At 62.9% G+C, this 25,890-nt stretch carries 23 protein-coding genes; 9 read left to right on the forward strand and 14 right to left on the reverse strand.

Annotated features, from left to right (window positions below):
- Window positions 1-4 precede the first annotated feature (4 nt).
- Entirely contained in the window at window positions 5-991 is a 987-nt protein-coding gene (gene hemB, locus ABL914_RS06990) for a porphobilinogen synthase (RefSeq protein WP_391562450.1), read from the reverse strand.
- Window positions 992-1,022: 31 nt separating this feature from the next.
- Complete coding sequence (locus tag ABL914_RS06995; protein ID WP_391562451.1) at window positions 1,023-2,603, reverse strand: M23 family metallopeptidase; 1,581 nt, start codon at window positions 2,601-2,603, stop codon at window positions 1,023-1,025.
- Between the two features lie 146 nt (window positions 2,604-2,749).
- Between ABL914_RS06995 and ABL914_RS07000 the strand changes: the two genes are divergently transcribed.
- The 5 genes from ABL914_RS07000 to ABL914_RS07020 all read left to right on the forward strand — a co-directional run bounded on the left by ABL914_RS07000 (window position 2,750) and on the right by ABL914_RS07020 (window position 7,730).
- Window positions 2,750-5,278 carry a helicase-related protein gene (locus ABL914_RS07000; protein ID WP_391562452.1) on the forward strand — a complete coding sequence of 843 codons (2,529 nt, stop codon included), beginning with the start codon at window positions 2,750-2,752 and terminating at the stop codon, window positions 5,276-5,278.
- A gap of 16 nt (window positions 5,279-5,294) precedes the next feature.
- Window positions 5,295-5,606, forward strand: a complete 312-nt coding sequence (locus ABL914_RS07005) for an RNA-binding S4 domain-containing protein (RefSeq protein WP_391562453.1) — start codon at window positions 5,295-5,297, stop codon at window positions 5,604-5,606.
- A complete protein-coding gene (fdxA, locus tag ABL914_RS07010; RefSeq protein WP_391562454.1) occupies window positions 5,603-5,941 on the forward strand; it encodes a ferredoxin FdxA in 339 nt (112 codons plus the stop codon). The genes ABL914_RS07005 and fdxA overlap by 4 nt, the downstream gene beginning before the upstream one ends.
- A gap of 281 nt (window positions 5,942-6,222) precedes the next feature.
- Window positions 6,223-6,759 carry a CarD family transcriptional regulator gene (locus tag ABL914_RS07015; protein ID WP_391562455.1) on the forward strand — a complete coding sequence of 179 codons (537 nt, stop codon included), beginning with the start codon at window positions 6,223-6,225 and terminating at the stop codon, window positions 6,757-6,759.
- Between the two features lie 161 nt (window positions 6,760-6,920).
- A complete protein-coding gene (locus tag ABL914_RS07020; protein WP_391562456.1) occupies window positions 6,921-7,730 on the forward strand; it encodes a head GIN domain-containing protein in 810 nt (269 codons plus the stop codon).
- On the opposite strand, the gene ABL914_RS07025 is transcribed toward ABL914_RS07020, so the two are convergent.
- Window positions 7,727-8,680, reverse strand: a complete 954-nt coding sequence (locus ABL914_RS07025) for an L-threonylcarbamoyladenylate synthase (protein ID WP_391562457.1) — start codon at window positions 8,678-8,680, stop codon at window positions 7,727-7,729. The two genes, ABL914_RS07020 and ABL914_RS07025, sit on opposite strands and share 4 nt — an antisense overlap.
- A 54-nt stretch (window positions 8,681-8,734) precedes the next feature.
- Between ABL914_RS07025 and ABL914_RS07030 the strand changes: the two genes are divergently transcribed.
- Together ABL914_RS07030 and ABL914_RS07035 are read left to right on the forward strand one after the other, a co-directional pair.
- Window positions 8,735-10,444 (forward strand): acyl-CoA dehydrogenase, encoded by a 1,710-nt coding sequence (locus ABL914_RS07030; RefSeq protein WP_391562458.1) that lies wholly within the window; start codon window positions 8,735-8,737, stop codon window positions 10,442-10,444.
- The gene (locus tag ABL914_RS07035) at window positions 10,441-11,256 is read left to right on the forward strand and encodes an ATP-binding protein (RefSeq protein ID WP_391562459.1); all 816 of its coding nucleotides are present in this window, start codon (window positions 10,441-10,443) and stop codon (window positions 11,254-11,256) included. The genes ABL914_RS07030 and ABL914_RS07035 overlap by 4 nt, the downstream gene beginning before the upstream one ends.
- Before the next feature lie 14 nt (window positions 11,257-11,270).
- Here the strand turns inward: ABL914_RS07035 and ABL914_RS07040 are convergent, their stop codons facing one another.
- Window positions 11,271-12,743, reverse strand: a complete 1,473-nt coding sequence (locus tag ABL914_RS07040; RefSeq protein ID WP_391562460.1) for a PQQ-dependent sugar dehydrogenase — start codon at window positions 12,741-12,743, stop codon at window positions 11,271-11,273.
- Between the two features lie 61 nt (window positions 12,744-12,804).
- On the opposite strand from ABL914_RS07040, the gene ABL914_RS07045 reads away from it, so the two are divergent.
- Both ABL914_RS07045 and ABL914_RS07050 read left to right on the forward strand, forming a co-directional pair.
- A complete protein-coding gene (locus ABL914_RS07045) occupies window positions 12,805-13,287 on the forward strand; it encodes a GAF domain-containing protein (RefSeq protein ID WP_391562496.1) in 483 nt (160 codons plus the stop codon).
- 183 nt (window positions 13,288-13,470) lie between these two features.
- Window positions 13,471-14,187 (forward strand): glycine zipper 2TM domain-containing protein, encoded by a 717-nt coding sequence (locus tag ABL914_RS07050; protein ID WP_391562461.1) that lies wholly within the window; start codon window positions 13,471-13,473, stop codon window positions 14,185-14,187.
- 96 nt (window positions 14,188-14,283) lie between these two features.
- On the opposite strand, the gene ABL914_RS07055 is transcribed toward ABL914_RS07050, so the two are convergent.
- The 10 genes from ABL914_RS07055 to ABL914_RS07100 form a co-directional block, all read right to left on the reverse strand.
- Window positions 14,284-15,438, reverse strand: a complete 1,155-nt coding sequence (locus ABL914_RS07055; protein WP_391562462.1) for an acyl-CoA dehydrogenase family protein — start codon at window positions 15,436-15,438, stop codon at window positions 14,284-14,286.
- Between the two features lie 86 nt (window positions 15,439-15,524).
- Window positions 15,525-18,212, reverse strand: coding sequence for a carboxypeptidase-like regulatory domain-containing protein (locus tag ABL914_RS07060; RefSeq protein WP_391562463.1), 2,688 nt, complete (start codon window positions 18,210-18,212; stop codon window positions 15,525-15,527).
- Window positions 18,213-18,251: 39 nt separating this feature from the next.
- Complete coding sequence (locus tag ABL914_RS07065; protein WP_391562464.1) at window positions 18,252-19,043, reverse strand: molecular chaperone; 792 nt, start codon at window positions 19,041-19,043, stop codon at window positions 18,252-18,254.
- A gap of 221 nt (window positions 19,044-19,264) precedes the next feature.
- Window positions 19,265-19,777, reverse strand: a complete 513-nt coding sequence (locus tag ABL914_RS07070) for a DUF4402 domain-containing protein (RefSeq protein ID WP_391562465.1) — start codon at window positions 19,775-19,777, stop codon at window positions 19,265-19,267.
- Window positions 19,778-19,942: 165 nt separating this feature from the next.
- Window positions 19,943-20,911, reverse strand: a complete 969-nt coding sequence (locus ABL914_RS07075) for a ParB/RepB/Spo0J family partition protein (protein WP_391562466.1) — start codon at window positions 20,909-20,911, stop codon at window positions 19,943-19,945.
- Window positions 20,908-21,684 carry a ParA family protein gene (locus tag ABL914_RS07080; RefSeq protein WP_391562467.1) on the reverse strand — a complete coding sequence of 259 codons (777 nt, stop codon included), beginning with the start codon at window positions 21,682-21,684 and terminating at the stop codon, window positions 20,908-20,910. The genes ABL914_RS07075 and ABL914_RS07080 overlap by 4 nt, the downstream gene beginning before the upstream one ends.
- Window positions 21,681-22,325 (reverse strand): 16S rRNA (guanine(527)-N(7))-methyltransferase RsmG, encoded by a 645-nt coding sequence (gene rsmG / locus ABL914_RS07085; protein WP_391562468.1) that lies wholly within the window; start codon window positions 22,323-22,325, stop codon window positions 21,681-21,683. The genes ABL914_RS07080 and rsmG overlap by 4 nt, the downstream gene beginning before the upstream one ends.
- Window positions 22,322-24,184, reverse strand: coding sequence for a tRNA uridine-5-carboxymethylaminomethyl(34) synthesis enzyme MnmG (gene mnmG, locus ABL914_RS07090; RefSeq protein WP_391562469.1), 1,863 nt, complete (start codon window positions 24,182-24,184; stop codon window positions 22,322-22,324). The genes rsmG and mnmG overlap by 4 nt, the downstream gene beginning before the upstream one ends.
- Window positions 24,185-24,238: 54 nt before the next feature.
- On the reverse strand, window positions 24,239-25,516 hold the full coding sequence (gene mnmE, locus ABL914_RS07095) for a tRNA uridine-5-carboxymethylaminomethyl(34) synthesis GTPase MnmE (RefSeq protein WP_391562470.1): 1,278 nt from the start codon (window positions 25,514-25,516) through the stop codon (window positions 24,239-24,241).
- A gap of 16 nt (window positions 25,517-25,532) precedes the next feature.
- On the reverse strand, window positions 25,533-25,790 hold the full coding sequence (locus ABL914_RS07100; RefSeq protein ID WP_391562471.1) for a DUF6489 family protein: 258 nt from the start codon (window positions 25,788-25,790) through the stop codon (window positions 25,533-25,535).
- Window positions 25,791-25,890 lie beyond the last annotated feature (100 nt).

The following is a 25,890-nucleotide window of genomic DNA, read 5'->3' on the forward strand; positions in this document are numbered from 1 at the left end:
CGGATCAGCCAAGCAGCTTGGCCGCATGCGCCGCATGGTAGGTTAGCACGCCCGAGCAGCCCGCCCGCTTGAAGGCCAGCAGCGTTTCCAGCACCAAGGCATCGCGATCCCCGGCGCCGGCGGAGGCAGCGTGTTCGATCATCGCGTATTCGCCGCTGACCTGATAGGCAAAGACCGGCACTTCAAAGGTTTCTTTGACCCGCCGAACGATATCCAGATAGGGCAGCCCGGGTTTGACCATGACGCTGTCTGCGCCTTCGGCCAGGTCCAGCTCAACCTCGCGCAGGGCCTCTTCGGCATTGCCGGGATCCATCTGGTAGGTCTTCTTGTCGCCCTTCAGCAGCCCGCGCGATCCCACCGCATCGCGGAACGGGCCATAAAAGGCGCTGGCATATTTGGCGGCATAGCTCATGATCTGAACATTGGCGTGGCCGGCCTCTTCAAGACAATCGCGGATTGCGCCGATTCGGCCATCCATCATATCGCTGGGGGCAATCACATCGGCCCCGGCCGCCGCCTGGTTAAGGCTCTGGCCAACCAACATTTCGAGCGTGGCATCGTTGAGGACATAACCGGCATCATCGACCAGCCCGTCTTGCCCATGGCTGGTATAGGGATCCAGCGCGACATCGGTCAGCACCCCGATCGTTTCACCGCAAGCATCCTTGATCGCCTTAATCGCCCGGCACATCAGATTGTCAGGGTTCAGCGCTTCGCGGCCATCGTCACTGCGCAAGCCGGGCTGGGTGTTGGGAAACAGCGCCAGGCAGGGAATGCCCAGCCCCGCAGCTTCCTTGGCCCGGGCGGCGATCAGATCAACCGACCACCGCGAAACGCCGGGCAGCGAGCCGATCGGCTCTTCAACCCCGGCGCCGTCCGTTATGAACAGCGGCCAGATCAGATCGGCCGGGGTCAACACGGTTTCACGGTGCAAGGCGCGGCTCCAGGCCGAGGAACGGGTGCGGCGCAGACGTGTAGCGGGATAGGTCATCCGGGGGTCTTAGGCCCGCAAACGCAAACCTTCAATTCCCCAGGCGGTCAATCTCGCGCCGGGCTTCGGGCTTGCCGATCGCGGCCTGACGCGGCGCCAGGCTGTTAAGCGCAGCACCCGGGGTGATCGCCTTCATCTGGATCAGCCGTGCCTTGTAGGCCGCAAGCTCTGCCGGATCGACCTGGTTGACCACCGTGAACGAGACGGTCATCGGGTTAACCGTGGTTCCGCCGCGGTACAGTTCATAATGCAGATGCGGGCCGGTTGAGAGCCCGGTCGAACCGACATAGCCGATCACTTGTCCAGCCCGAACCTGGCTGCCCGGTGCCACCGCAATCCGGCTCATGTGGGCATAACCAGTGGCAAATCCGCCCGGGTGATTCAGCCTGACATAGTTGCCATGGCCGCCGTGCCAGCCGGCGAAATTGACCGTTGCATCGCTGACCGCATAGATTGGCGAACCATAGGCAGCACCAAAATCGATCCCGGCGTGCATGCGGGTATACCCCAGAACCGGGTGGCGCCGTGCGCCAAAGCCCGATGTAACCCGCCCGCCAACAACCGGCATGATCAAGCCGGTGCGCTGTTGGCCCATGCCGCTCGCCTCAAAAAACTGGCCGTCCTTGCCCCACCGCAGCAGCTGCGCCTTGGCCCGGCCATCATGTTCAAGCCCGGCATAGAGCAGTTCGCCCACCTGGGTTTCACCACTGGCAGCGCGGCGGAACGAAACCACGATATCGAAGGTATCGCCAGGCTCGATTCCGGCATCGAGGCTCATATGCTGATCGAGCACTTGCAGGTATTGCTGGATCGCCTCGATCGGAGCGCCGGCCGCCCGGGCAGAGAGGTAGATCCCCGATCCCACCGTGCCGCGGATCCGCAGCGGAGTTGTATCGATCGCGATCGGCCGGCTTTGCAGCTGCAACAGGCCGCCGATCCGGCTGATGCTGAGATCAAGATCGAAACGCGCCCTGAAATCGATCATCTGGAGCGCCCGGCCGCCCTGTGCGGTGCTGGCCAGCGCAATATCAAACTGGGTTCCCGGCGCAATCTGATCAAGCGGGATCTGGCCGGCGACCAGCCTGGCTACCTCAGCCGAATCCGCTGCGCTCAGCCCGGCACGGGCCAGCATCCGTTCAAAGCTATCGCCCTGGGTCAAGGTCGCGGTAAATTTCACGCTGGCGCTTTGAGCCGGACCTTGTGCCGCGATCAGCGCCGAAGTTGCCGCCATGCGCCGGCCGCTGTCGGCGCCCAGCGCCAGCGGCTGGATCATCTGAACCCGGAATTCCTCGCGCGCGTTGCTATCGATCGGCATCGCCGGAAGCGCCGCAACTGCCTTGGCATTGGGCCACAGCGCCAGGGCTGCGGCGCCAAGCGACAGCATGACACCCAAACCTTTGAACCAGTGGGCGGAACCGATATCTTCAGCCAGATCACAGGTCCAGTCAGCTTGAGCCTGACGGGCAATATAGCCGCGCAGCCGGGCAATTCGGCCCGATTGGATGGCAGGCTCTGTGGTGACGCGGTCAATCGCTTGCGCTTGGCTTAGCGCTGCGGCCCCTGATGCGGGGCCACCCTGACCGAACTGCGGCAATTCACGCGGCTTGAACAAGTTTGGCCCCCTGGGGTGGACGTACCGCTTCTCCCTGCACTGGTTTGGTTAAACTTCGCCTAATTTCGGCACATTTCGCCAGTTCTGGGGAGAGCCGGGACGGGCCTATTGCCGCGCCGTCCAGCTACCACCACATTATCTGCATTATGGTCCGCAATTCGGCTTCTTCATGTCTCAAGGCGGTGCTGGGGCCAACCAATACCGGCAAGACCCACCTTGCGATTGAGCGGATGTGCGCGCATTCGTCTGGCGCGATCGGATTTCCGCTTCGGCTGCTAGCGCGCGAGGTTTACGAAAAAGTCTGTGCCATCAAAGGGGCCGAACGGGTTGCCCTGATCACCGGCGAGGAGCGGATCGAGCCGAAACACGCCCGCTATCTGCTGTGCACCGCTGAAGCCATGCCAGTAGCGGCAGACCTGGCCTTTGTTGTGATCGACGAGGCGCAGCTTGGTGCAGATCGTGAGCGCGGGCACATCTTTACCGACCGGTTGCTGCACGCCAGAGGCCGCGAGGAAACCATGCTGCTGGGATCGGGTACGCTTGAACCGCTGGTTCGCGCGCTGCTGCCCGAGGCCGAGATCGTCACCCGCCCGCGCTTTTCAACGCTTAGCCATGCTGGCGCAAAGAAGCTCAGCCGGGTGCCGCCGCGTTCGGCGCTGGTCGCCTTTTCAACAGAGCAGGTATACGCGGTGGCTGAAATGCTGCGCCGTTTCAGGGGTGGGGCGGCAGTGGTGATGGGCGCGCTAAGCCCCGAAACCCGCAACAAGCAGGTCGCGCTCTACCAATCGGGCGAGGTGGACTATCTGGTTGCCACCGATGCGATCGGTATGGGGCTTAATCTGGATATAGATCACGTTGCTTTTGCGGGTCTTTCCAAGTTTGACGGCCAGCGTCAGCGGCGCCTGACCACCGCCGAAATGGCCCAGATCGCCGGGCGGGCCGGGCGCCACCAGCGTGACGGAACATTTGGCACTTTGGCCGGAAGCGGCAGTCATGACGCCGAATTTACCGCCGATGAGGTCTATGGGATTGAAGAGCACCGCTTTGCCCCGCTGACCCGGCTGTTCTGGCGCGAACCCCAGCCAGACTGCGCATCACTGGCCGGGCTGATCGCCGATCTTTCCCGTCCGCCGAACCAGCCCGAACTGGCGCTGGCCCCCGAAGCGATCGACCTTGCTGTGCTCAAGCGTCTGGCAGAAGACCCCGAGATTGGCGGAAAAGTGCGGGGCGAGGCGCAGATCAAGCGGTTCTGGGCGGCCTGTTCGCTGCCCGATTTTCGCCAGTATGGGGCAGAGAACCATTCCCGGTTTGTAGCAAGGCTGTGGCAGGATCTGGCCAAAGGGATGCTGGGCAGCGATTATGTCGCACGCTCGATCGCTGATCTAGACAATCCCGCTGGCGATATAGACACCCTGCAGATGCGGATCGCTGCGATCCGGAGCTGGGCCTATATCGCGCAGCGGCCCGATTGGGTGCTGGCCCGCGAGGAAATGGCAGCCCGGGCCCGCGCCGCTGAGGCCCGGCTTTCCGATGCCTTGCATGCCCGGCTAACCGAACGCTTCGTCAATCGCCGCACTTCGGTGTTGATGAAAAAGCTGGGCAATGATGCTGCGCTGCTCCCGGTGGCGCTGGAAGGTGATGAAGTGCTGGTTGATGGCGAGGCGATCGGGCACCTGGCCGGTTTTCGGTTCCGGGTTGATCCGCAGGCCCGCCTGGCTGACCGCAAGCTGCTGCTGTCCGCCGCCGAGCGCCACTTGCCGGCGCTGCGAGCCCAGCGCGCGGCGATGCTGGCCGAGGCCTTGGCGAAAGGCGCCGCCGATTTGCAGCTGAACGGCGCTGAGCTACGCTGGGAAGGCGCGCTGCTTGGCCGGCTTGCGGCGGGAAAAAGTTTGCTCAGACCGCTGATCGTACTCGACAAGGCGCTGGATGATTTGCCAGCAACAGTGCGGCGGGGGTTGGGTGATGCACTGGCGCTGTGGCTTGATGGAGCCATGCTGCCGCTGGCACCGCTGGCGCGAATTGCCGCCGCCTCAGCCGATCCTGCCGCCGGGGCAGAGCTGCGGGCGCTGCTGATCCGGCTGGCCGAAAGTGGCGGTTTGATGGAACGGCAAGCAGCCCGGCTTGAACGGCTTACGCCGCTGCAACGCAAATTTCTGACCCGGCTTGGCATCAAGGTAGGGGCGCTTGATCTGTTTGTGCCGGATATGCTGAAACCGGCTGCGCTTGGCGCCTGGCGGGTGCTGCGGTCGATCGGCGGCGTGCATTTGGCAGCTCCGGTCCCGGCGATGCCGCCGGTTGTGGCAGCCAGCGGCAAATTCCCGGTGCCGCCGGGCTATCGACTGTTGGGGCAGCAGGCGATCAGGATCGATCTGGCTGAAAAGCTGCTGCGCGCCGCGCATGAGGTGCGGGTGGCTGCGGGCCGCAAGGACTTTGTGCTCAATCCGGCGCTGGCGATATCAACGGGCCTTACAACTGCCAGCTATGCCTTGCTGCTGCGGCTGGCAGGATTCCGCGCAACTGTGTCTCGGCCGTTACCGCCGGCCGCGCTGGGACCGCCGCAGCCGCCGCGCTGGCGCTGGCAACCGCTGCGGCAGGGACTGCCGGTGGCAAATGCGGCTCCGATTGCCCCCCGGCCCGGCAATGCATTTGCCGCATTGGCAGAGCTACTGCGCTGATGCTGGTGATAGCCGGGTGAGGATCGACAAATTGCTCTGGTACCTGCGCCTTGCCGCCAGCCGCAATCTGGCCCAGGCTTGGGTTTTGGCCGGGCACATCCGGATCAACGGGCGCCGGACCGACAAGCCTGGACACGCTGTCAAAGCCGGCGATGTGCTGACCTTGCCGATGCGCCTTGGCGTCAATGTGATCGAGATTACCACTTTGCCAATCCGGCGCGGACCGGCGCTGGAAGCACAAAGCTGCTACCGGGTGCTTGACGGGAGCGCGGCAAATCTCATAGCAGACGTTCAACCGATACTTTCCACTGGGGATCCGATACCATGACCTATGTCGTCACCGACGCCTGCATCAAGTGCAAGTATATGGACTGTGTAGAGGTCTGCCCGGTCGATTGCTTCTATGAGGGTGAGAATATGCTGGTGATCAACCCCAGCGAATGCATCGATTGCGGGGTGTGCGAACCTGAATGCCCGGCCGAAGCAATCCTGCCTGATACCGAAAGCGGGCTAGAGCAGTGGCTTGAGCTGAATACCAAATATTCTGCCGAATGGCCCAACCTGACCACCAAGAAGGAAACCCCTGCCGACGCCGACGAGCACAAGGGCGAAGACGGCAAGTTCGACAAGTACTTCTCGGCGGAGCCCGGCGAAGGCGATTGAGGGGATTGAAAGTGCGCTGATCGCCTCCGCGATCAGCTTTGCAACACCGGCGTAAGCCGGAAAAGACGCGCCTATGGCAATAATGTTGCGGATATGTTATACGCTTGGCCACAGGCGGCGGGATTCGGGTTTCCGTCGCACGAGCGAATCTTGAAAGGCCGGAATTCTATCTGCGGTTGATGGCAGCATCGAGCGGGCAATTTGCTTGGCCGATACCTAACTGTGATCGATCGTCCTGGTGCCGCGCAGCTACACCAGACCGGTAAACGAAAGGACGTTACATGGTGATCAAGGCAAATGCCTTCGATGTTGGCGATTACGTTGTTTATCCCAAGCACGGCGTCGGCCGGGTGATTGAACTGCTAGAGCAGGAAATCGCCGGGATGCAGCTTGAACTTTATGTGCTGCGCTTTGAAAAAGAACGGATGACCCTGCGCGTGCCGGTCAGCAAGGTCGAAGCGATCGGGATGCGCAAGCTCTCATCAGACAAGACCCTGCGCGAAGCGCTCGATACGCTTAAGGGCAAGCCCAAGGTCAAGCGCACAATGTGGTCGCGCCGCGCCCAGGAATACGAAGCAAAGATCAATTCGGGCGATCTGGTTTCAATCGCCGAAGTGACCCGCGATCTGTTCCGTGCAGACGATCAGCCTGAACAAAGCTATTCCGAACGGCAGATCTTTGAAGCCGCCTCATCGCGCCTGGCGCGCGAACTGGCGGCCATGGAAAAGACTGACGAGCCAACCGCGCTGCAAAAGATCCTGGCGATCCTTAATGAGCATGCCCCCAAATACTATGCGGAAGCCGTGGTTACCGCCTGATTTGGGCCCAATTTGAACATTGGCTTTGGCAAAAGGGCCGTCCTGCTGGGGCGGCCCTTTTCCTATGAACGGCTGCGCTGGACCGATGGATGGCACAGCGCGCCCTTGATCGCTCCGCATTGCTGTATTATTTCACCAATACACAACAGTGGAGAACCGGCATGAAATTTGGCCATTTCCTGAAATCAATCGCCCCCGTGCTGGCCCTGGCCATGGCGGCAGGCGTTTCGGGCTGCGACGGATCGAGCATCAAGATCAACGGTGAGGAAGGCAAAAAGCTGTCCGAGCTGGATCTTTCGGGCCCGGTGCCGGATGAACTGGCGATGTTTGGCCCCGACAAGGTCGAAGTGACCCAGGGCGACAAGCTGGCAATCACCGTCGATGGCGATCCGGAAGCCGCCGCGCAGGTGCGCTTTACCCTGAAGGACGGTACACTGGGCATCCTGCGCGCAGACAAGGTCTTTTCCAGCGGCGGAAAAATCGCGGTAATCCATGTCACCATGCCGGCCCCGCGCGATGTGGCGATGTTTGGTTCGGGCACAATCAACACTGCGGCGCTGGGCCGCGATGCCACGGTGATGATCGCGGGATCGGGCCGGATCGAGGCGCAGAGCCTGGGCGGCGGTAAGCTGGACGTAACTTTGCCGGGTTCAGGCGCGATTCGTGCGGCCGGGAATATCGATCAGCTTGACGTAACGATCATGGGCAGCGGCAGCGCCGAACTGGATGCCGTGCGCACCGGCAAGGCCAAGATTTCGATCATGGGATCGGGCGGTGCAGCCTTTGCTTCTGACGGCGATGTTGAAGCGACGATCATGGGATCGGGATCAGTCAAAGTGAAAGGCCGCGCGCGCTGCACGGTGAGCGCGATGGGATCGGGCAAGCTGGTCTGCGAAAACGGCGCTACCGAAAGCGATGCCGATAGGGCGCCCGAGCCCCCTGAAGCACCCGAACTGCCCGAGGCACCCTAGGCAGCAGCGGCGCGGCGCAGCCGATCATTGATCGCTGCGCCCAGCCCATGATCTGGGATCCGCGCCACGGCCACTTTTGGCTGCGGCGCGGATGCGGCTGCGTGGAGGCAAGCATAAAGCTGCGCCGCCGCCTGGCCAAGATCGCCGGACGGGCTGAGGTTGATCGCACCGTTCAGCGCGCCAAAACCGATCAGAAATTCATCCTGCGCACCTCCATCAGCATTGAGGCGCACCGGTTTGCCGGGCGAATAGTGGCTGGCAAGCTGGCCTGGCGCTTCGATCCGGGCTTCCCTTATGGCGTCAGGCGCACAGCCCAGAACTTGCCCGATCTGGGCTGCGGTGATCGGGCCGGGGCGCAGCAATTGCCAGCTGCCATCGCTGCGCAGCGCCGCAATGCTGCTTTCAAGGCCCGCAGCGCAGGCCCCGCCATCCAGTACCAACGCAATCTTTCCGGCCAACGATGCCGCGACATGCTGCGCGCTGGTTGGGCTGACCCCGCCTGATCGATTGGCCGATGGTGCGGCCAGCGGCAGTCCGGTTTCAGCCAGCACCGCGCGCATCACCGGGTGCGCAGGACAGCGCAATGCAATCGTATCAAGCCCGGCGGTTACTGCCGGGGCGATTCGTGCATCGCAGCGCAGCGGCAAGACCAGGGTTAGCGCGCCCGGCCAGAACGCCGCGGCCAGGCTTTGCGCGCGGGAATCAAACTGGGCGATCGCTTCGCCCTGAGCGGTATCTGCAACGTGGACGATCAGCGGGTTGAACGATGGCCGCCCTTTGGCGGCATAGATTGCCGCTACGGCATCAGCAGCGTCGGCCCGGGCTGCCAGGCCATAGACCGTCTCGGTTGGCAAGGCCACCGGCTGCCCGGCGCGCAGCAAGGCCGCCGCTGCTGCGATCCCCGCGGGATCGGCTGCGCGCAGATCTGGGCCTGGATGCTTGCCGGACATGGCACTCCCGCTATAGCGGACCGCAAGCAAAGCCAAGGAAAAGGCGAGAACACGATGGACTTCACCCCGCCCACTGCCGATCAATTGCTGGCGATCAGGGTCAACGCCGAAATTGAAGAGCTGGCCGCACACGATCGCTTCGGCGATGCCAGCATCGACATGGTTGAAGCGATAGTCTCGGGAATCGGCCAGTTTGCCGCTGGCGAATTTGCCCCGCTTAACCGCAAGGGTGATCTTGAAGGCGCCCGGCTGGCCAATGGCGCGGTCAGCCTGCCCGATGGGTTCGCTGCGGCCTATCAGGGCTATTTCGAACAGGGCTGGAATGCGATTTCTGGGCCAGTTGAATTTGGCGGGCAGGGCTTGCCTTTTACATTGGCCAGCAATGTGATCGAAAATCTTGGCAGCGCCAACATGGCCTTTACCTTGCTGCCGCTGTTGACCGTGGGCGCGATCGAAGCGCTGCATCATCATGGCAGTGCCAGCCAGAAGGCGCTGTACCTGCCCCGGCTGGTTAGCGGCGAATGGTCTGGAACGATGAACCTGACCGAACCCCAGGCCGGCAGCGATGTTGGTGCACTGCGCACCGCCGCCAGCCCACGCGGTGATGGCAGCTGGCTGATCAAGGGCAGCAAGATCTTCATCACCTGGGGTGAGCATGATCTGACCCGCAATGTCATCCATCTGGTCCTGGCCCGCACCCCCGGCGCACCGGCCGGATCGCGCGGGATCAGCCTGTTTGTGGTGCCCAAATACCTTGTTGGCGCCGATGGCAGCCTTGGTGAGCGCAACGATCTGCGCTGCGTCAGCCTGGAGCACAAACTGGGAATCATGGCCAGCCCAACCTGCGTGATGAGCTTTGGCGATAACGACGCCTGTATCGGTGAACTGATCGGCCATGAGAACGAAGGCCTGAAGGCCATGTTCACGATGATGAATTCCGCCCGGATCAATGTGGGCAACCAGGGTGTGCAGATTGCCGAACGGGCGCTGCAACAGGCGCGCCGTTATGCCCGTGACCGGATTCAATCGGCCCGCTCCGGTTCGGCCGACAAGGCCGCGGTGGCAATTGTTCAGCATCCCGATGTGCGGCGGATGCTGCTGCGGATGCGGGCGCTTACCGAGGGCGCGCGGGCGCTGCTCTATTACACCGCCGGGCAGGTTGATCGCGCCACATTGGGGTCTGCCGCAGCCCAGTCCCGCGCCGATTGTCTGGTCCCGATGCTTAAGGCCTGGGGCACCGATGTGGGCTGCGAAGTGGCCAGCCTGGGCGTGCAAATCCATGGCGGCATGGGCTTTATCGAGGAAACCGGCGCGGCCCAGCATTACCGCGATGCCCGGATTGCCCCGATCTATGAGGGCACCAACGGGATCCAGGCCGCCGATCTGGTAACCCGCAAGCTGGGCTATGAAGGCGGCGGCGTCCTGGCGTCGCTCTATGCCGAGATTGAGCAGGGCTGCACTGCTTTGCCCGAACTGGCCGGCTTGGCCGGCGATTGCCGGGCAGTGGCAGACTGGATGGCCGGCAACGCCAGCATCGATGACAGGTTGGCCGGATCGGTGGCGTTCTGCACGATGAGCGCTGTAGCCGTGGCCGGATGGCAATTGCATCGCCAGGCCCAGGACGGCGGCGGCGGGGAAGCCAAACGGGTGGTGGCCGCCTATTTTGCCAGCGCGATTTGCGGTGAAGCCCGCGGACTGAAAGGTTCGGCCATGGCCGGGGCCGAATTGCTCTATGCGCTTGATGCCGAAACTCTGGCCGGATGAGCGACGAATTGGCCCGGATTGCCGCAGCGCTTGAGCGGTTGGCCCCGGCGGCCCGGCCGGCGAACAACTGGCTGGGCGCACCGGGCTATGTCTGGCAGCAATCGGCTCGTCCGGTAGGCGCCATTAGCGCCCCGGCATTGCACTTGCTCAAAGGGATCGACGCACAAAAGGAGCTGGTCCGGGCCAATGTTGCCCGGTTTGCCGCAGGGCACGCGGCGCATGACATGCTGCTGTGGGGGGCGCGCGGCATGGGCAAATCGGCGCTGCTGCGGGCGGCGGTTTGCGCCGCACAGGCTCAGGATCCCGCGCTGATCGCGCTGGTCCAGGTGGCACCGGAAACGCTGGTTGGGCTATCCGGATTGTTTAGCGAACTGGGCAGAGCCAAGCGCCGCTTTGTGGTGTTCATCGACGATCTGGGTTTTGAAGAGGGCGATAGCGCCGGCCCACGCGCGCTGCGCTCATGGCTTGAAGGCGGGATCGAGGCGCGGCCCGGCAATGTCCGGCTGGCGGTTACCTCGAACCGCCGCGCGATCGTGCCGCGTTACCTGTCTGAACAAGACGACGTGATCAACCCGCGTGACAGCGTGGATGACAAGCTGGCGCTGGCCGACCGGTTTGGTCTTTCGATCGGCTTTCATGCCTGCAACCAGGACGACTATCTGGCCATTGTGGCGGGATATTGCGCCGAGCTGGGGCTGGCCTTCGATCAGGGCGAAGCGCTGGAATGGTCAAAGCGGCGCGGCGCGCGATCGGGCCGGGTGGCCTGGCAGTTCGTTACCGAACTGGCCGGGCGCAACGGCCGGGCGATTTGATAGGCGCGCTTTGATCAGCGCTGTTTGACCAGCGTTTCGTCCTTCATCTTGGCGGTGTACCGGGCATCAGGATCACCGGTCAGGCTGCGCTGTGCTGGCAGGCGGCCGGTAACCAGCGGCTTGACCTGAGCGGAAGGCGCAGCCGCCGGATCGATCACGCGCCAGATGATCCCGGCGGTATCATCGCTGACCAGCAGCGCCCCTTCCTTTGACCAGGCCAGCCAGGTCGGCCGGCCATGGGTGTCGCCATCGGTGGTCAGGAATCCGGTCAACACCGGGATCGGCTTGCCTTGTGGATTGCCGAACTGGTCGAATGTCACGAAAACAACGTCGTAACCAGAAGGCGGGGTCCGGTTCCACGATCCGTGACGGGCGATGAACGCGCCGCTGGCAAATTGTGGTCCCATCCGCTGGCCACCGGTGACGAAGACCAGCCCCAGCGAAGCCGTATGCGCGCCCAGCGCAAATTCGGGCTTGCGCACATAATCATCGAAATAATCGGGCGGGGCGGCCACCACCCGGTCATCGTCAAACACCTTCCACCACACAAACGGCCAGCCATAGTGCGATCCGAGCGGGACGCTGGTGAGGTAATCGGGGACCAGATCCGGGCCCAGCATATCGCGTTCGTTTACGGTCACCCACAGTTCGCCCGTGCGCGGGTTCCAGGCCAGGCCATTGGGATTGCGCAGGCCATTGGCATATTGGCGCGGGTAGCCCTTGCTGCCAAATGTCTTTTCCCAGATCGCCGCGCGGCCTTTTTCAATCTCCATGCCGTTTTCGGCGATGTTGGATGATGATCCGACCGCGGCATAAAGCCGCTTGCCATCGGCGCTCAGCACGATGTTGCGCATCCAGTGATTGCCGCCGCCGGGCAGATCCATCACTTTGCTGGGCGCTGCGTTCAAGGCCGTTTCACCCAATTTATAGGGGAAGGCCTGAACCATATCGTGATTGGCAACATAAAGGACATCATCACGCCAGGCCAGGCCCGAGGGCGAAACCAGTCCATTACCCTGCCGCAGAGTGTGCTTCTGATCCGCCGTGCCATTGCCGTCGGTATCGCGCAGCAGGACCAGCGCATCGGCGGATTTGCCGTGCGCTCCCGCGCTTTGCATCAGCCAATTGGCCACGCTGGCCATGATCCCACTGCCCATGGCGCCTTTGGGCGCATCGGCAAGCGCCGCAATCACATCACCATTGGGCAACGTATAGATCACGCGCGGGTGATCGAGCCCTTCGGCAAAGCGGGTAACCGTCAGCCCCTTGGCCGCAACCGGCGCTTCATTGGCCTGCCAGCCGATCGGCGAGGCAATCGCGATCGAAGGGATCTGCTCAGGCTTGGGCTTGGCCAGCACCGGATCGCGGCCCGAAAGCTCCTCAACCGTGTATTTGGCGGGCGTCCCGCGCCAGATCCAGAAAAACAGCCCACCGAATACCAACAGGAACACGGAGAGGGCGACAAGCAGCTTGCGTTTGGTCGACATGTACCAGAGATAGAGCCAAGCCGGGGCTGCGGCAATGGTGGAACGGGGTCTGATCGAGATAATGTATCATTTTGACCCCGCGACCGGCCTTTCCAAACCGGAACTTTACCGCGAACTTGCCCTTTCGGCGCAGGCGCTGGTGGCGGGAGAACGCGATTCGATTGCCAACATGGCCAATCTTGCTGCGCTGATCTGGCAATTCATCCCCGATCTCAATTGGGCCGGATTTTACCGCGCGGTGGATGGCGAACTGGTGCTTGGTCCGTTCCAGGGTAAGGCTGCCTGTATCCGCATTCCCTTTGGCCAGGGCGTTTGCGGCGCAGCGGCAGCCAGCCTGGCGACCCAGCTGGTTGAGGATGTCCACGCCTTTCCCGGCCACATTGCCTGCGATGCCCTAAGCCGTTCGGAATTGGTTGTACCCGTGCTGCGCGGCGGGCAGCTGATCGCAGTAATCGATCTCGATAGCCCGAGCCCCGCACGTTTCGATGCCGCCGATGCCGCCGGGGTTGAGGCCCTGGCCCAAGGTATCGCGGCTTCGATCTAGGACACACAAATGGCTGACGTCGCGGCCGCATTGCTGCGCGGCGCCGGTAATTCCTGCGCCCCGGGCTGATCCGAATCGGGACAGCACCCAGATCAACCGGGCCGAACGCTTGGATTGCTGCGCCTTGGGATGGTAAGGTTCGCCTTAACGCCGGAATCGCCCGGCCAGATTCAGGGGAATGCCATGAAGTCTCGACGTCTAAGCTTGCCGCTGGCCTGCGCCGCTGCACTGGTGCTGGCATCGCCAGCCATGGCCCAATCGGCGCCACCGCTGCCCCCGCCGGGCACTGTCGATGCCGCCGGACACGTCTATGGCAATGCTGATCCGCGCCCCGAATGGCGCGGCGGCGGCGCTGCTACGGCGCATCACCAGGCCCCTTCCGCGCATGATAGCGCCGCGTTTGAACGGGCCAGGGCTGATTGGTTGACCGAATGCCGCCGCCGTCAGGGCAGCGGCAAGACTGTTGGCGGGGCTGTGCTGGGCGGCGTGATCGGCGGCGTAGTTGGCAACCGGGTGGCCGGGCGCGGCAATCGCACCGAAGGCACCGTGATCGGCGCAGCAGTTGGCGCAGTTGCCGGCGGCGTGGTTGGCGCGGCGGCTGATCGGCGCGAAGCCAGTGACTATTGCGAGGCCTACCTCGATCAATACATGAGCCAGCATCCAGCCGGATACGGCTATGCCCAGCCGGTCGCCTATGGCTATGCCCCGATGATGATGATGGTCCCGGTGGCGATGGTGCCGGTTGCCGTTCAATCGCAGCAGCGCGAATGCAAGGAAACAATCGTGACCGAGGAATGGGTCACGGTCTCCACACCGCCGCGCCGCCGCTATATCCCGGCAGCACGTCCGCGTCCTGACAAGCGGGTGCGCGTTGTGGCTGACAAGCGGGTCCGGATCTGATCCTCCTGCGCATGAGAAATACGAAAAGGGGGGCCAGATCGGCCCCCCTTTTTTGTGTTCCGGCGCTGCCCTGCTTCGGTAGGCCTGAAGCGGGCCCTAAAGCTTGCGCCCGATCAGTTCTTTCATGATCTCATTGGTGCCGCCAAAGATCCGGGTGACCCGCGCCGCGCGCCAGGCCCGGGCAATCGGATATTCGTTCATATATCCAGCCCCGCCGAACAGCTGCAGGCACTTGTCCATCACCTCCCATTGCAGATCGGTGTGCCACAGCTTGGCCGCCGCACCTTCTTCGGGGGTCAGTTCCTTCTTCATGTGCCGGGCCAGGGCCCAATCAAGATGCGCCCAGCCGACCTGCAGCTTGGCTTTGAGATCGGCCAGTACGAAGCGGCTGTTCTGGAAATCGAGGATCGGTTTGCCAAACGCCTTGCGATCACGGGTATAATCAACCGTCATATCGAAGGCGCGCTGTGAGCTGGCCTGGGCCGAGACTGCAATCGAGAGGCGTTCCTGCGGCAGCTCGCTCATCAAGTAGATGAAACCTTTACCTTCTTCGCCAAGGCAATTGGTGATCGGCACGCGCACATCTTCAAAAAACAGTTCAGACGTATCGGCTTCATCCTGCCCGATCTTGTCTAGATTGCGGCCGCGCTTGAACCCGTCGCGGTTCGCCTCGACCAGAACGATCGAGACCCCCTTCCAGGCCGGCTCGATTTGGCTATCAGTCTTGCAGCAGACCAGGATCAGATCGGCATTCTGACCATTGGTGATATAGGTCTTGGATCCGTTGATCACATAATGGTTGCCATCTTTCCTGGCCGTGGTCCGCATCGCCTGAAGGTCTGATCCGGTCCCAGGCTCGGTCATGGCGATGGCGGTGATCACCTCACCGGAGACCAGCTTGGGCAACCACTCCTTCTTCTGCTCTTCCGAGCCGTGGTTGACGATGTAGTTGGCGACAATATCGGACTGCAACGAGAAGCCGGTGGTCACTCCGCCGTAATAGGCGCTTTCCTCATCCACGATCGCATTGTAGCCGAAATCGAGGCCAAGCCCGCCGTATTCCTCGGGCACGGTCGGGCAGAGCAGCCCCAGCTCACCCGCCTTGGGCCAGATGGATTTGGGAACGATCCCGGCTTCGGCCCAATCGGCACCGTGCGGGGCAATCTGTTCGACCATAAAGCGCCGCACGGTTTGGCGGAAAGCTTCGTGATCTTCATCATAGGCAGTGCGGGCAAGCGAATCGAGCGACATTGGCACAGCTCCGTAAGTTTCGAGGCGTCTCTACGCCTGGCTTGCCGCGCTCCCAGCCGGCGGTCAACCGTAATTTAATCGAGCGATTAAGGGGACTGTCCGCGCGGCGGCAGATTTGGCTGCGCTTCCAGTTTGATCCGGCCCAGCCGGGCCGAAGGGCGATGCTGATCAATCCGCAGGGCGCTGGTTACTTCGGGCCTGACCCCGATCACCGCCGCGTCTTTGGCCTCCACCCGGATCCGGTAATCGCCATAGGGCACGCTATCGAACAGCACATAGCCATCGAAATCGCTGTTGGTCTGGAACATGATCCGCCCGGCCGCATCAACCAGTTCCACGATCACCCCGCCCTGCGGCTGACCGGCGGGATCAAGCAGGACAATTTCCACCTCGCCGGTCGGCGCGATCGGGATCGATACCGCGGCGGCAACCCCTGGGCGCGGCACCACGACCACGCCCTGGACTTTGGGTTTGAGCAGCGGATCATTGAGGCTGCCAAGATCGATCGAAACCATCACCGGAACGTGCGGGCTCAGCCCATCGATGACTGTGCGGCCCGATGCATTGGTTGGCTGTTCGCTGTGATGGAATCCGGCTTCGACACTGACCCCTTCGATCGGCGGTTCGCTTGGCTGGCGCAGGCCATCGCCGTTATCATCGCGGAACACCTCGATGCTGGCCTGGCCTTGCTGTGCCAGCCGCTCACGCGAGACGCGCCAGCCGCCATCAACCGGATTGGGGCCCAGGCTTAGGGCCAGGGTCAATCCAGCGCTGACATTGCCGTGATTGTCCAGCCGGCCTTCGCCGCGCAGTGCGAATGTTGGGAATTGTCTAACAAAACCAATGGAATAAGCCTGCGTATCAGATGGACCATCGATATCAATTGCGCCGCGTAAGGTCGATTTTTCGGCCACGCGGACGTCTGCCACCAGCTGCGCCTTGCGGAAACCGGGGCGATTTCCGCTGAGGCCGAATTCGGCCTGCCCACGCAAGTGGACCCGGCCGATGATGCTGCTGCCCAGCAGGCTGACAGCAAGGCCGCGGTCTTCCTGGGCGGTCAACGCGGGATTGCCGGCGGCGCTGCGGTGCAGCAGCTGGACCGTTAACGTGGCCCGGCTGATCCGGAACGCGCTGCTGGTAAGCACTTCGGTGATCTTCACCCCCTGGCGGCTCAGCGTATGCCGGACCCCGGCCTCAACCGGAAGCCGCCAACCACCCAGCTTCAAGGTTCCGCCCAGCCGCAAATCGTATTCGCGGTGCTGCTGCGCATCGACCAGTTCGCTATCAAACTGCCCATCAACCCACAGTACATGTGCGGAAACCCGCACCCCGGCCACGCGGCCGATTGCTTCGGTCCGCCAGGCCCGCCCGGCCCCGATCTGCTGTGCGCCCGAAAGCTCGATCAGCAACGGCCCCAGCGAGCGGCGCAGCACGCCCTCAAGATAGTGTTCACGCCGCCCGCCCAGCACAACGCTGTTGTAGGACATGCCAATCGTTGTCCGGCGGTTCAGCCCACGTTCGATCCCCCCGCCCCAGCGCCAGCCGGTAAGCGGATCATCCGGCCTGCCGCCCAGCCCGATCAGATCGCGGCGATCTTCGACGGCCCCGGCCCAGTACCAGGTCTTGCCAGCCGGCAGGTTCTCGATCCCGACCGGTAGACTGGAGCGGATGTGGCGGACCTGTCCTTGCGGACCGTAAAGCACCACATCGAATTCGTTCTCACCGAAATCAAGCTCGACATCGGCGAATTCATAACGGCCATCGCCGCGATCCGATTGATAGCCGCGCAAATCGCCGTTGCGGTAGAGCTCTGCATCCCAACCCGCCGGCAACACGCCGCGCAGCGTGGTTGCGCCAAAGCGCGAGGGGAGGTTGAGCGGGCGATTGGAAACAAAGGCACCGCGGCCGAATGCGCTTTGGCTGGAAAGCGCGGTGGATGGGCTTTCAACATCGCCAAAGGCAAAGCGGGTCGCCTCAAGCGGGCCCAACAGGCCGCCGGCGGGATCGTTGCGATAGAACCCGATCCGCAGGGCATCAGGTACTGCGCCATTGCTCGACGCTACACGCAGGCCATAGCTGAGGCCCAGAAGCTCGCCGCTGGCCAGCCCTTCATACTGAACCTGGGTGCCGCTGCGGCTGGACCATTGCGCCTGAACCTGAACATCAACCGAAGGCGTGCGCCAGGTGCGATAGGGCGCATCGGCTTGTGGCAAAGCGGCCAGATCGAAGCTGTTGTCCTTGGGCCGGGAAAGTCGCGCCGCGCGACTTTTGCGTTGAATCGCCTCAATCGCCGGCAATGGCCGGTCTGATTCGAGCATTACCACCATATTCGGCAGATCAGGACGGAACCGGACGTTCATCCAGCCCGACAGCGCCTTGACGTCGACACACCAGCCTTCGGGCGTGTCGCGGATCGCCCCAGGCGCTATCGCAGCCTTTCCGTTCATGGTTTGTACCATGTTAGAATCGCGATCTATCGCCAGTTTCTGGTCCTCCGCGAACAACCAGCCGGTTGCGCGGCGCGACTTCTTGTCGAGCCTGACCGGCAGATCGAGCGTCTGGATCAGATCGGCAAAATCAACACAGACCCCATCGGGGGTCTGATAGCCGCGAATGGTATCACCAATCCGGTAGTTTCCGGCGTGCAATTCAAGCAGCAGCGAATCGTCCTCGCTGGCCTGCCAATTGTCTGCCCGCGCCGGCAAGGCCCACACGGCAAAGGCCGCAGCAAAAGCTGCGGCAATCTGCCTGGTGGTGCCTGAAGGTCGGGTCATGACGTCATTTCTCTCGTCAAGTCAAAGACTTGCGGTACCTCATGGGAAAGTTGCCGTGGTTTCAGCCAGCAGCGCGCCGCCGTTTTCCGGCAGTTCGCGATACTCGATCGTGACCCGGCCTTTGAGCCTGGGCAGGACATCGGCGGGAACCCCAAGCCTGACCATGCGGTGCGAAACCTCGGGATAAACCGCGATACCGCGCAGGTTGAACAGCACGGCGCCGCCGGCATCCTTGACGATCATTTCGCCAAATACCGATCGCTGCCCACTGCGGCTGACATCCAGTTCGATGAATGTTCCGTTCGGCGTGCTGACCAGGTGCGGATTGGCCAGCGCGGCCGCAGCCTCAAGCCGCCCGCGACGAAGAAAGACCGGGATCGTAATCCCGTAAACCGGAACCAGCTTGATCGTCATCCCGGTTGCCGGGGCGCCGGCAGCGTCCTCGGCCTTGACCGCGGGGGGGATCGCCCGGAAATTAAGGTGAACCCGGTACTCCCCATCGGGCAGGTCTGCGGGTGGCCGGATAGAGATCCGCACCGATTGCGGCTGGCCTGGCAATAGCATGATCCGCCGCGGGGCAAATGTAACCATTCCCAGCGATGCTTTTTCGACCGGGTTGGCGTCCACTTCGGCCACTTCCGAGAAATCGCCATCCTCGTCCATCCGGCGCAGTTCTGCCGAGATTCGATAGGTTGCTGGCTGGTTGCCGATATTGCTCAGCACCACTTCTGCGCTGCCGCCCTGGTTGATAATTACCCGGGTGGGCGCGACCAGCAGATCACCCTGGGCCAAAGCCGGCGGCGCTGCAAACAGGCTGGCACAAATGGCCATCAAGCGGGCGAGTTTGCGGAAACGTGTGGCAATCGGCATTGCATGACCTCTCAAAGTTCCTCCCTCAGCCGGGCGCGGCCTGGGTGATTTCCCTGATTAGATAGGCAAACACGGTTAATTTTCGGCTAACCACGCGGCTGTTCAGCGGATACGAAAAGGCCGCATTCGCAGTGTATGCGAATGCGGCCTTGGTTATCGCCCGGGTCGGGGCGATAATGCGCTTATTGGTATTCGACCGAAACGCTGAAGGTACCCCTATAGACGCCCGGCGTCTGGCTGGCGCCAACCGTCAGCGTTCCGCCAACGGTGAAGTTGCCGGTGCCGGTGGCTCCCAGCTGGAAGGCGCCGTTGGGCGAGCTGTTGAAGCCGCCCAGCGACATCGTTTCGGTGAAGCCCACGCGGGTCAGGTTAACCGCAGTGGTGGGCAGGGTCACGAAAACCATCGAGTTGGCCGAACCGGTGACGGTCAGCGCAACCGGGCTGCGGGTGCCGGTTGAAATCAGATCGCCGGTGCTGGCAACGGTTGCGTCAGCATTGACGGTGACGGTGCCGCCATTGTTGGCAGCGATCTGACCGAAATCGAGCTGGCTGCCCGGATCAACGGTTACCGTCAGCGAGCTGAGCACTTCTGCGGTTGCAGTAGCAGTAGCCGAAGCAGCGGCCTGAGCCGAGGTTGCCAACGAAGCGGCGGCGAGTGCAGCGCCGACAGCGGCGAGGCGAAGCGTATTACGCATAAGTATATGGTCCCTTCAAATTTGCCGGCAGCGCGACCGCTGCCCTGAATGGCTGGCAAACCCCCCCATTCGCGGATCATAAGTAGGAACACAGTGTTCAGTGTTTGCTTTCGAGTGTGGTTAACGGAATTGGGCGCGTTGTTAACGCCTCCCCCGGAAAAACCCCTAGATTCCGCCGCCTGTCAGCCGCTGGCAGATCAGATCAAGCTGATCGAGCGAACGATAGCGGATCGTTACCGCGCCCGAACGCGGATCGGCATCGGTGTTGATCCGGACCGAAAGGCCTAGAAATTCCTCAAGATGGTTTTGAACCGCAGCAATATCGGCTGAAGCCCCCGGCTCGCGCTCGGTGCGCGCCCGGCGCGGCGGGCTGGCCGGGGCATTGGCCCGCCGGACCAGCCGTTCAACATCGCGCACAGTCAAATTCTTGGCAATTGCCTGGGCGGCAAGCTCTAGCGCATTGTCAGCCCCGATCAGCGCGCGGGCGTGGCCCATCGACAGTTTGCCCTCCTCGACCAGTTCGATCACCGGTTCGGGCAGGGCCAGCAGCCGCTGCAGATTGGCAACGTGGCTGCGGCTTTTATCGACCAGCCGGGCAATCTCGGCCTGGGTCAGACCTTCGCCTTCGGCCAGCCGGTGATAGGCCCGCGCTTCCTCGATCGGATTCAGGTCTTCGCGCTGCAGATTTTCAATCAAGGCCAGCGCGGTTACTTCACGATCGCTTAAATCGCGGATAATTGCTGGAATTTCATGAAGTTGTGCACGTTGCGCGGCGCGCCAGCGGCGTTCGCCCGCTACAAGCTGATACTGTCCGGCACCGTGCGGCACCACGATAACCGGCTGAATCACCCCGCGTGCTGCGATCGAAGCCGCCAGTTCTGCCAGCGCCGCCTCGTCAAACCGGCGGCGCGGCTGGCCGGGATGCGGGACAATATCGGCCACAGCCAACATCGCCAGGCCCGATCCGGGCTTTGATTCGCCCTTCGGCGCGCCGGCCGCGGGGAACTGCGTCACCAGCGGCTCTTCCCGCCGGGTTTCGCCCAGCAATGCCCCAAGCCCGCGCCCAAGTGCCTGCCGCTTTGGGGCAGGATCGCTTTTGTGGGCCGATAGGCGGACGACCGGATCTTCGCTCATGCGGCTTTCCTTTGCTTGGGTAATCGCGTGATCAATTCACGCGCCAAAGCCATGTAGGCGCGGCTGCCCACGCAGTTGATATCATAGACCAGCGCCGGCAAACCGTGGCTGGGCGCTTCGGACAGGCGGACGTTGCGCGGGATCACTGCCTCGAACACCAGATTGCCCAGGCACGAGCGGACGTCATCAGAAACCTGATCGGTCAAGCGATTGCGCCGATCAAACATGGTCAGCGCAATCCCGACAATGCCCAGATCAGGATTGAACCGCTGCTGGACACGCTCAACCGTCTGGAGCAGCTGTGAGAGACCTTCGAGCGCAAAGAATTCGCACTGCAGCGGCACCAGCAGCGTATCGGCGGCCGTCAGCGCGTTGAGCGTGAGCAACCCGAGTGAAGGCGGGCAATCGATAAAGACAATGTCGTAGCCGTGTTCACCCGCCAAGGCATCGCGCAACCGGTCGGTGCGGTGCTCGACATTGACCAGCTCTATTTCCGCGCCAGAAAGGTCCTCGGTTGCCGGGACCACATCGAGCCCCGGAATTCGCGTGGGCATGACGCAATCGGCAAGTGCGACCTGATCTACCACCAGATCGTAGGAAGACCTGGTCCGATCGGCGCTGGAAATTCCGATCCCGGTTGAAGCGTTGCCTTGCGGGTCCAGATCGATCAGCAAGACCTTCCAGCCGGTTGCCGCCATCGCCGTAGCGATGTTGATGGCCGTAGTGGTCTTGCCCACCCCGCCCTTCTGATTGGCGATCGCAACGCGAATCACGACTTTTTCCCTTCTTTCCCGGCCAGTCGGCCAACAATAACGCCCGATTCGGCGTCGGTCAGCGATTGTTCCACGTGAAACACGTGATCCCAGCCTTTCAGCTCTGACAGTTCCTGCCGGGCCGAACGCCCTTTCGGCAACAACCAGATCGTTTCGCTTGTGGAGAATCCTGCGGATAGCTCAAGCAGTTTGGGCAATGGTGCAAACGCCCGTGCCGAAATGGCGCGGAATGGGCGCGCTGGCACTTTCTCCAAAGTCCGGCCGATCACGCTTGCGCGCTCCAGACCAAGCGCAGATCGCGCATCCTCAAGCCACTGAACCCGGCGGGCCCGCGATTCGATCATGACCACTTCCGAATCGGGGCGCAGCGCGGCAATCACCAATCCAGGAAACCCGGCGCCGGTCCCCAAATCTAGCCAGGGTGTCGATGTTTCACGTGGAACATGCCGCAGCAGCTGGGCCGAATCGGCAATATGCCGCAGCCAGACCGAATCGAGACTGGCCGCCGAGACCAGATTTTGCCGCGCATTTTCTTGCGCCAGCATCGCAATCAGCGCCTCAAGCCGCTCACCCGCCAGATTATCCCATTCCGGCAGCGTCTCAAGCCAGGCCCGGGCCGCAGGTTCATCTCGAAGTATCATACCGCGCGCCTGCGGGCATGGACCAGCAGCGCTGCCAGCGCCGCCGGGGTAATCCCGGGCACCCGGCCCGCCGCAGCCAGGGTCGCGGGCCGCGCCCGGCTCAACCGTTCAACCATTTCATGCGAGAGCCCCGGGATTGCGGCATAGGGAAACGCATCGCCCAGCGGCAAAGCCTCCCCCGCGCGCAAATCGCGCAGTTCGCTGTCTTGCCGCGCCAGATATGGGGCATAGGCCGCGTCTTCTTCAATCTCGGCCAGCAATTCAGCGTCCTCGGGCAGTTCCTCATCAAGCCAGGGGACCAGATCCTTCAGCCCCACGCCGCCAAAGCGCAACCATTCACGCAAGGGCAAGCGCCCGGCATCAGGCCGCACCGGCAATCCTGCCGAGGCCAGATCCCTGGCCGCAGCGGCTGAACCAAGCGCCGCGTCAATCCGCTCCAGCTCAGCCTCACGCCGGGTAAACCACTGCGCCCGTTCCGGCCCGATGCAGCCGATCTGGATGCCCAGAGGGGTCAACCGGCTGCTGGCGTTGTTGGCGCGCAGCCGCAAACGGTATTCGGCCCGTGCGGTCAGCATCCGATAAGGCTCGGTCACCCCGTGCAGGGTCAGATCATCAACCATCACCGCCATATAGCTGTTGGCCCGATCAAGCGCGGGCGGATCACGGCCCAGCACAGTGGCGGCCGCGTGCATCCCGGCGACAAGCCCTTGCGCCGCAGCCTCCTCATACCCGGTGGTGCCATTGATCTGACCGGCGCAGTATAGCCCAGGGATCGCCCGCAATTCCAGGCTGGGGCGCAGCGCGCGTGGATCGATATGATCGTATTCCACGGCATAGCCCGGAACCGCCATATCGACCTGCTCCAACCCGGCCATAGTCCGCAGCATTGCCAGCTGGACATCGGCGGGCAGCGAAGTGCTGATCCCGTTGGGATAGACCAGCGGGCTATCAAGTCCTTCCGGTTCCAGAAACACCTGATGCCCATCACGATCGGCAAAGCGGTGGATCTTGTCCTCGATCGACGGGCAATAGCGGGGCCCAGAGGCCCCGATCGCACCCGAAAACAGCGGTGAACGGTGCAGATTGGCGCGAATCACATCATGGCTGGCCGGATTGGTCCGGGTGATCGCACAGAACACCTGCGGCAGCGCCCGGCATGGCCGGCCATTGACACTAGACAACGGCGACATGGTCCAGGGATCGCGATCACTGGGCTGTTCCTCCAGCCGGGCCCAATCAATCGTTCGCCCATCAAGCCGAGGCGGTGTCCCAGTTTTGAGCCGGGCCATCGGCAGGTCTGCCTCGCGCAGTTGCCTGGCCAGCCGCTGGGCCGAAGCTTCGCCGATGCGGCCTCCGGTCAACCGCTCTTCGCCGCGATAGAGCAGCCCGCCCAGAAAGGTCCCCGTGCACAGCACCACCGTGGGCGCAGCAAGCGCGGTGCCATCGGCCAGATCAACCCCGCTGGCCCGTCCGCCAGTTAGCCGCAGCGCCGCCGCCTCGCCGGCTATCAAGGTCAGATCACCTTGCTGCGGCAAAAGCGCCTGGACCGCAGCCTGAAAGCGTTTGCGATCAGCCTGGACCCGTGGCCCCTGCACCGCCGATCCTTTGGAACGATTGAGCATCCGGTAATGGATTGCCCCGGCATCGGCGGCGCGCGCCATGATCCCGTCAAACGCATCCACCTCACGAACCAGATGGCCCTTGCCCAGCCCGCCAATCGCCGGGTTGCAGCTCATCGCCCCGATCGCAGCAGGATCAAAACTGACCAGCGCAACATGCGCGCCCATCCGCGCAGCCACAGCCGCAGCTTCCACCCCGGCATGGCCCCCGCCAACAACAATGACATCAAAACGCACCATATCACCTCGGCGCATAGCCGAGGAGTGTTTCACGTGGAACAGCTTTCGCGGGTGCTACTTCCCAATGCAAAATCGCCCGAACAGCGTATCGAGCATGTCTTCGGTTGCGGTGCGGCCCAGCAGGCCGTCAAAGCCGACCCGGGCCAGCCGCAGGCCTTCAGCGATCAGCAGTGGATCATTCTCATGCCGGGCAGCGGCCAGCGCGCGGTTCGATCCCAACAGCAGGCTGTGCTGGCGTTCGCTTAGGGCCGCCTCACCGGGTTTGGGCAAGGCGCCGCGGGCCGCGGCAATCAGGTCTGCGCGCAGTTCCGCAATTCCCGCACCACTGATTGCAGAGATCCGGTGGCGGGCACTGCGTTTGACCAGGCTGGCCTCACGGTCAATCTGCGAGGCAACTTCCCAGGCCCCATCTGGCCCTTCGCCCTCAGGACCCAGCCACAGCACCAGATCAGCCCGGTCCAGCGCATCCAGCGCGCGTTCGATCCCGATTGCCTCAACCCCGTCGCCAGCCGCATCATGCAGTCCTGCGGTATCGGCAAACAGTAACGGGATACCTTCATAGGCCACCGGGCGGGTCAGAACATCGCGGGTTGTGCCCGGAATTGGAGTGGCAATTGCCGCATCAGATCCAACCAAAACATTGAAAAGTGTGCTTTTTCCAAGGTTCGGCGGGCCAGCAATAACCACCCTGTAGCCTTCACGCAGCGCTTCTGCGCGGGGCCGACCCAGCCACCCGCCAATCTCCTGCTCCAGCGCCGCAATCCGCACCATGAAATCGCCCGGCAGGGTCGTAACATCGTCCTCATCAGCAAAATCAAGCACCGCCTCAAGCGCGGCTGATTGCATCAGCAACCGCTCACGCCAATCGCTCACCACCCGCGAGAAGGCCCCGCCCGCCATGGCCTGGGCAACGGCGCGTTGCAGCTCGGTCTCAGCCTCCAGCAGGTCCGCCAGCCCTTCGGCCTCGGCCAGATCAATCTTGCCATTGGCAAAGGCCCGGCGGGTAAATTCACCCGGCCCGGCCCGCCGCAAACCCGGCAGCTTGGCCAGCGCACTTTCGATCCCGCCAATGATCGCCCGCCCGCCATGGCATTGCAGCTCGGCCACGTCCTCTCCGGTTTCGGTCGCGGGTCCGGGCAGCCACAGCACCAGCGCCTCATCCAGCAGGCCGCCCGCGCTATCGCGCAGCTTGGCCAGACTGGCGCGGCGCGGCGCAGGCAAACGCCCTGCCAGTGCAACCAGTGCCTGCCCTGCCTGCGGGCCGCTGATCCGGATGACCCCGATCGCCGCAGGCGGAGCGCCGCTGGAAAGGGCAAAGATGGTGTCTGTCATTGGCTGAGCGGCGGGATCAGTCCGCGTCCTTCTTTTTGGCCCCGGCTGCAAGAGCCGCGCCGCCTTCGATGAATTGCTGGAATAGCTTCATCCCAACCTGGCCCATCGGCGCAAGGTTCTTGGCAAAATCCTGGACCTGATCAAGGTTTCCGGCCCCTTTCATCGCTTTGGCAATCGCCTCGACATACAGGCCGTTGGCCTTGGATACATCGGGCAGACCCAGAAAGGCACGGGCCTCTTCAGGGGTGCATTCGATCTCAACATGGACTTTCATTCGGAGACTCCTAACCAGCACCCAGCCATTCCCTGCCCGCAAGCTGGCATAGGCCCTTCACAAAGTCCAATGTCGGCTTAGGGTGCCGCCGATACAACCC

Source organism: Novosphingobium sp., assembly GCF_040079535.1.
Classification (GTDB): Bacteria; Pseudomonadota; Alphaproteobacteria; order Sphingomonadales; family Sphingomonadaceae; genus Novosphingobium.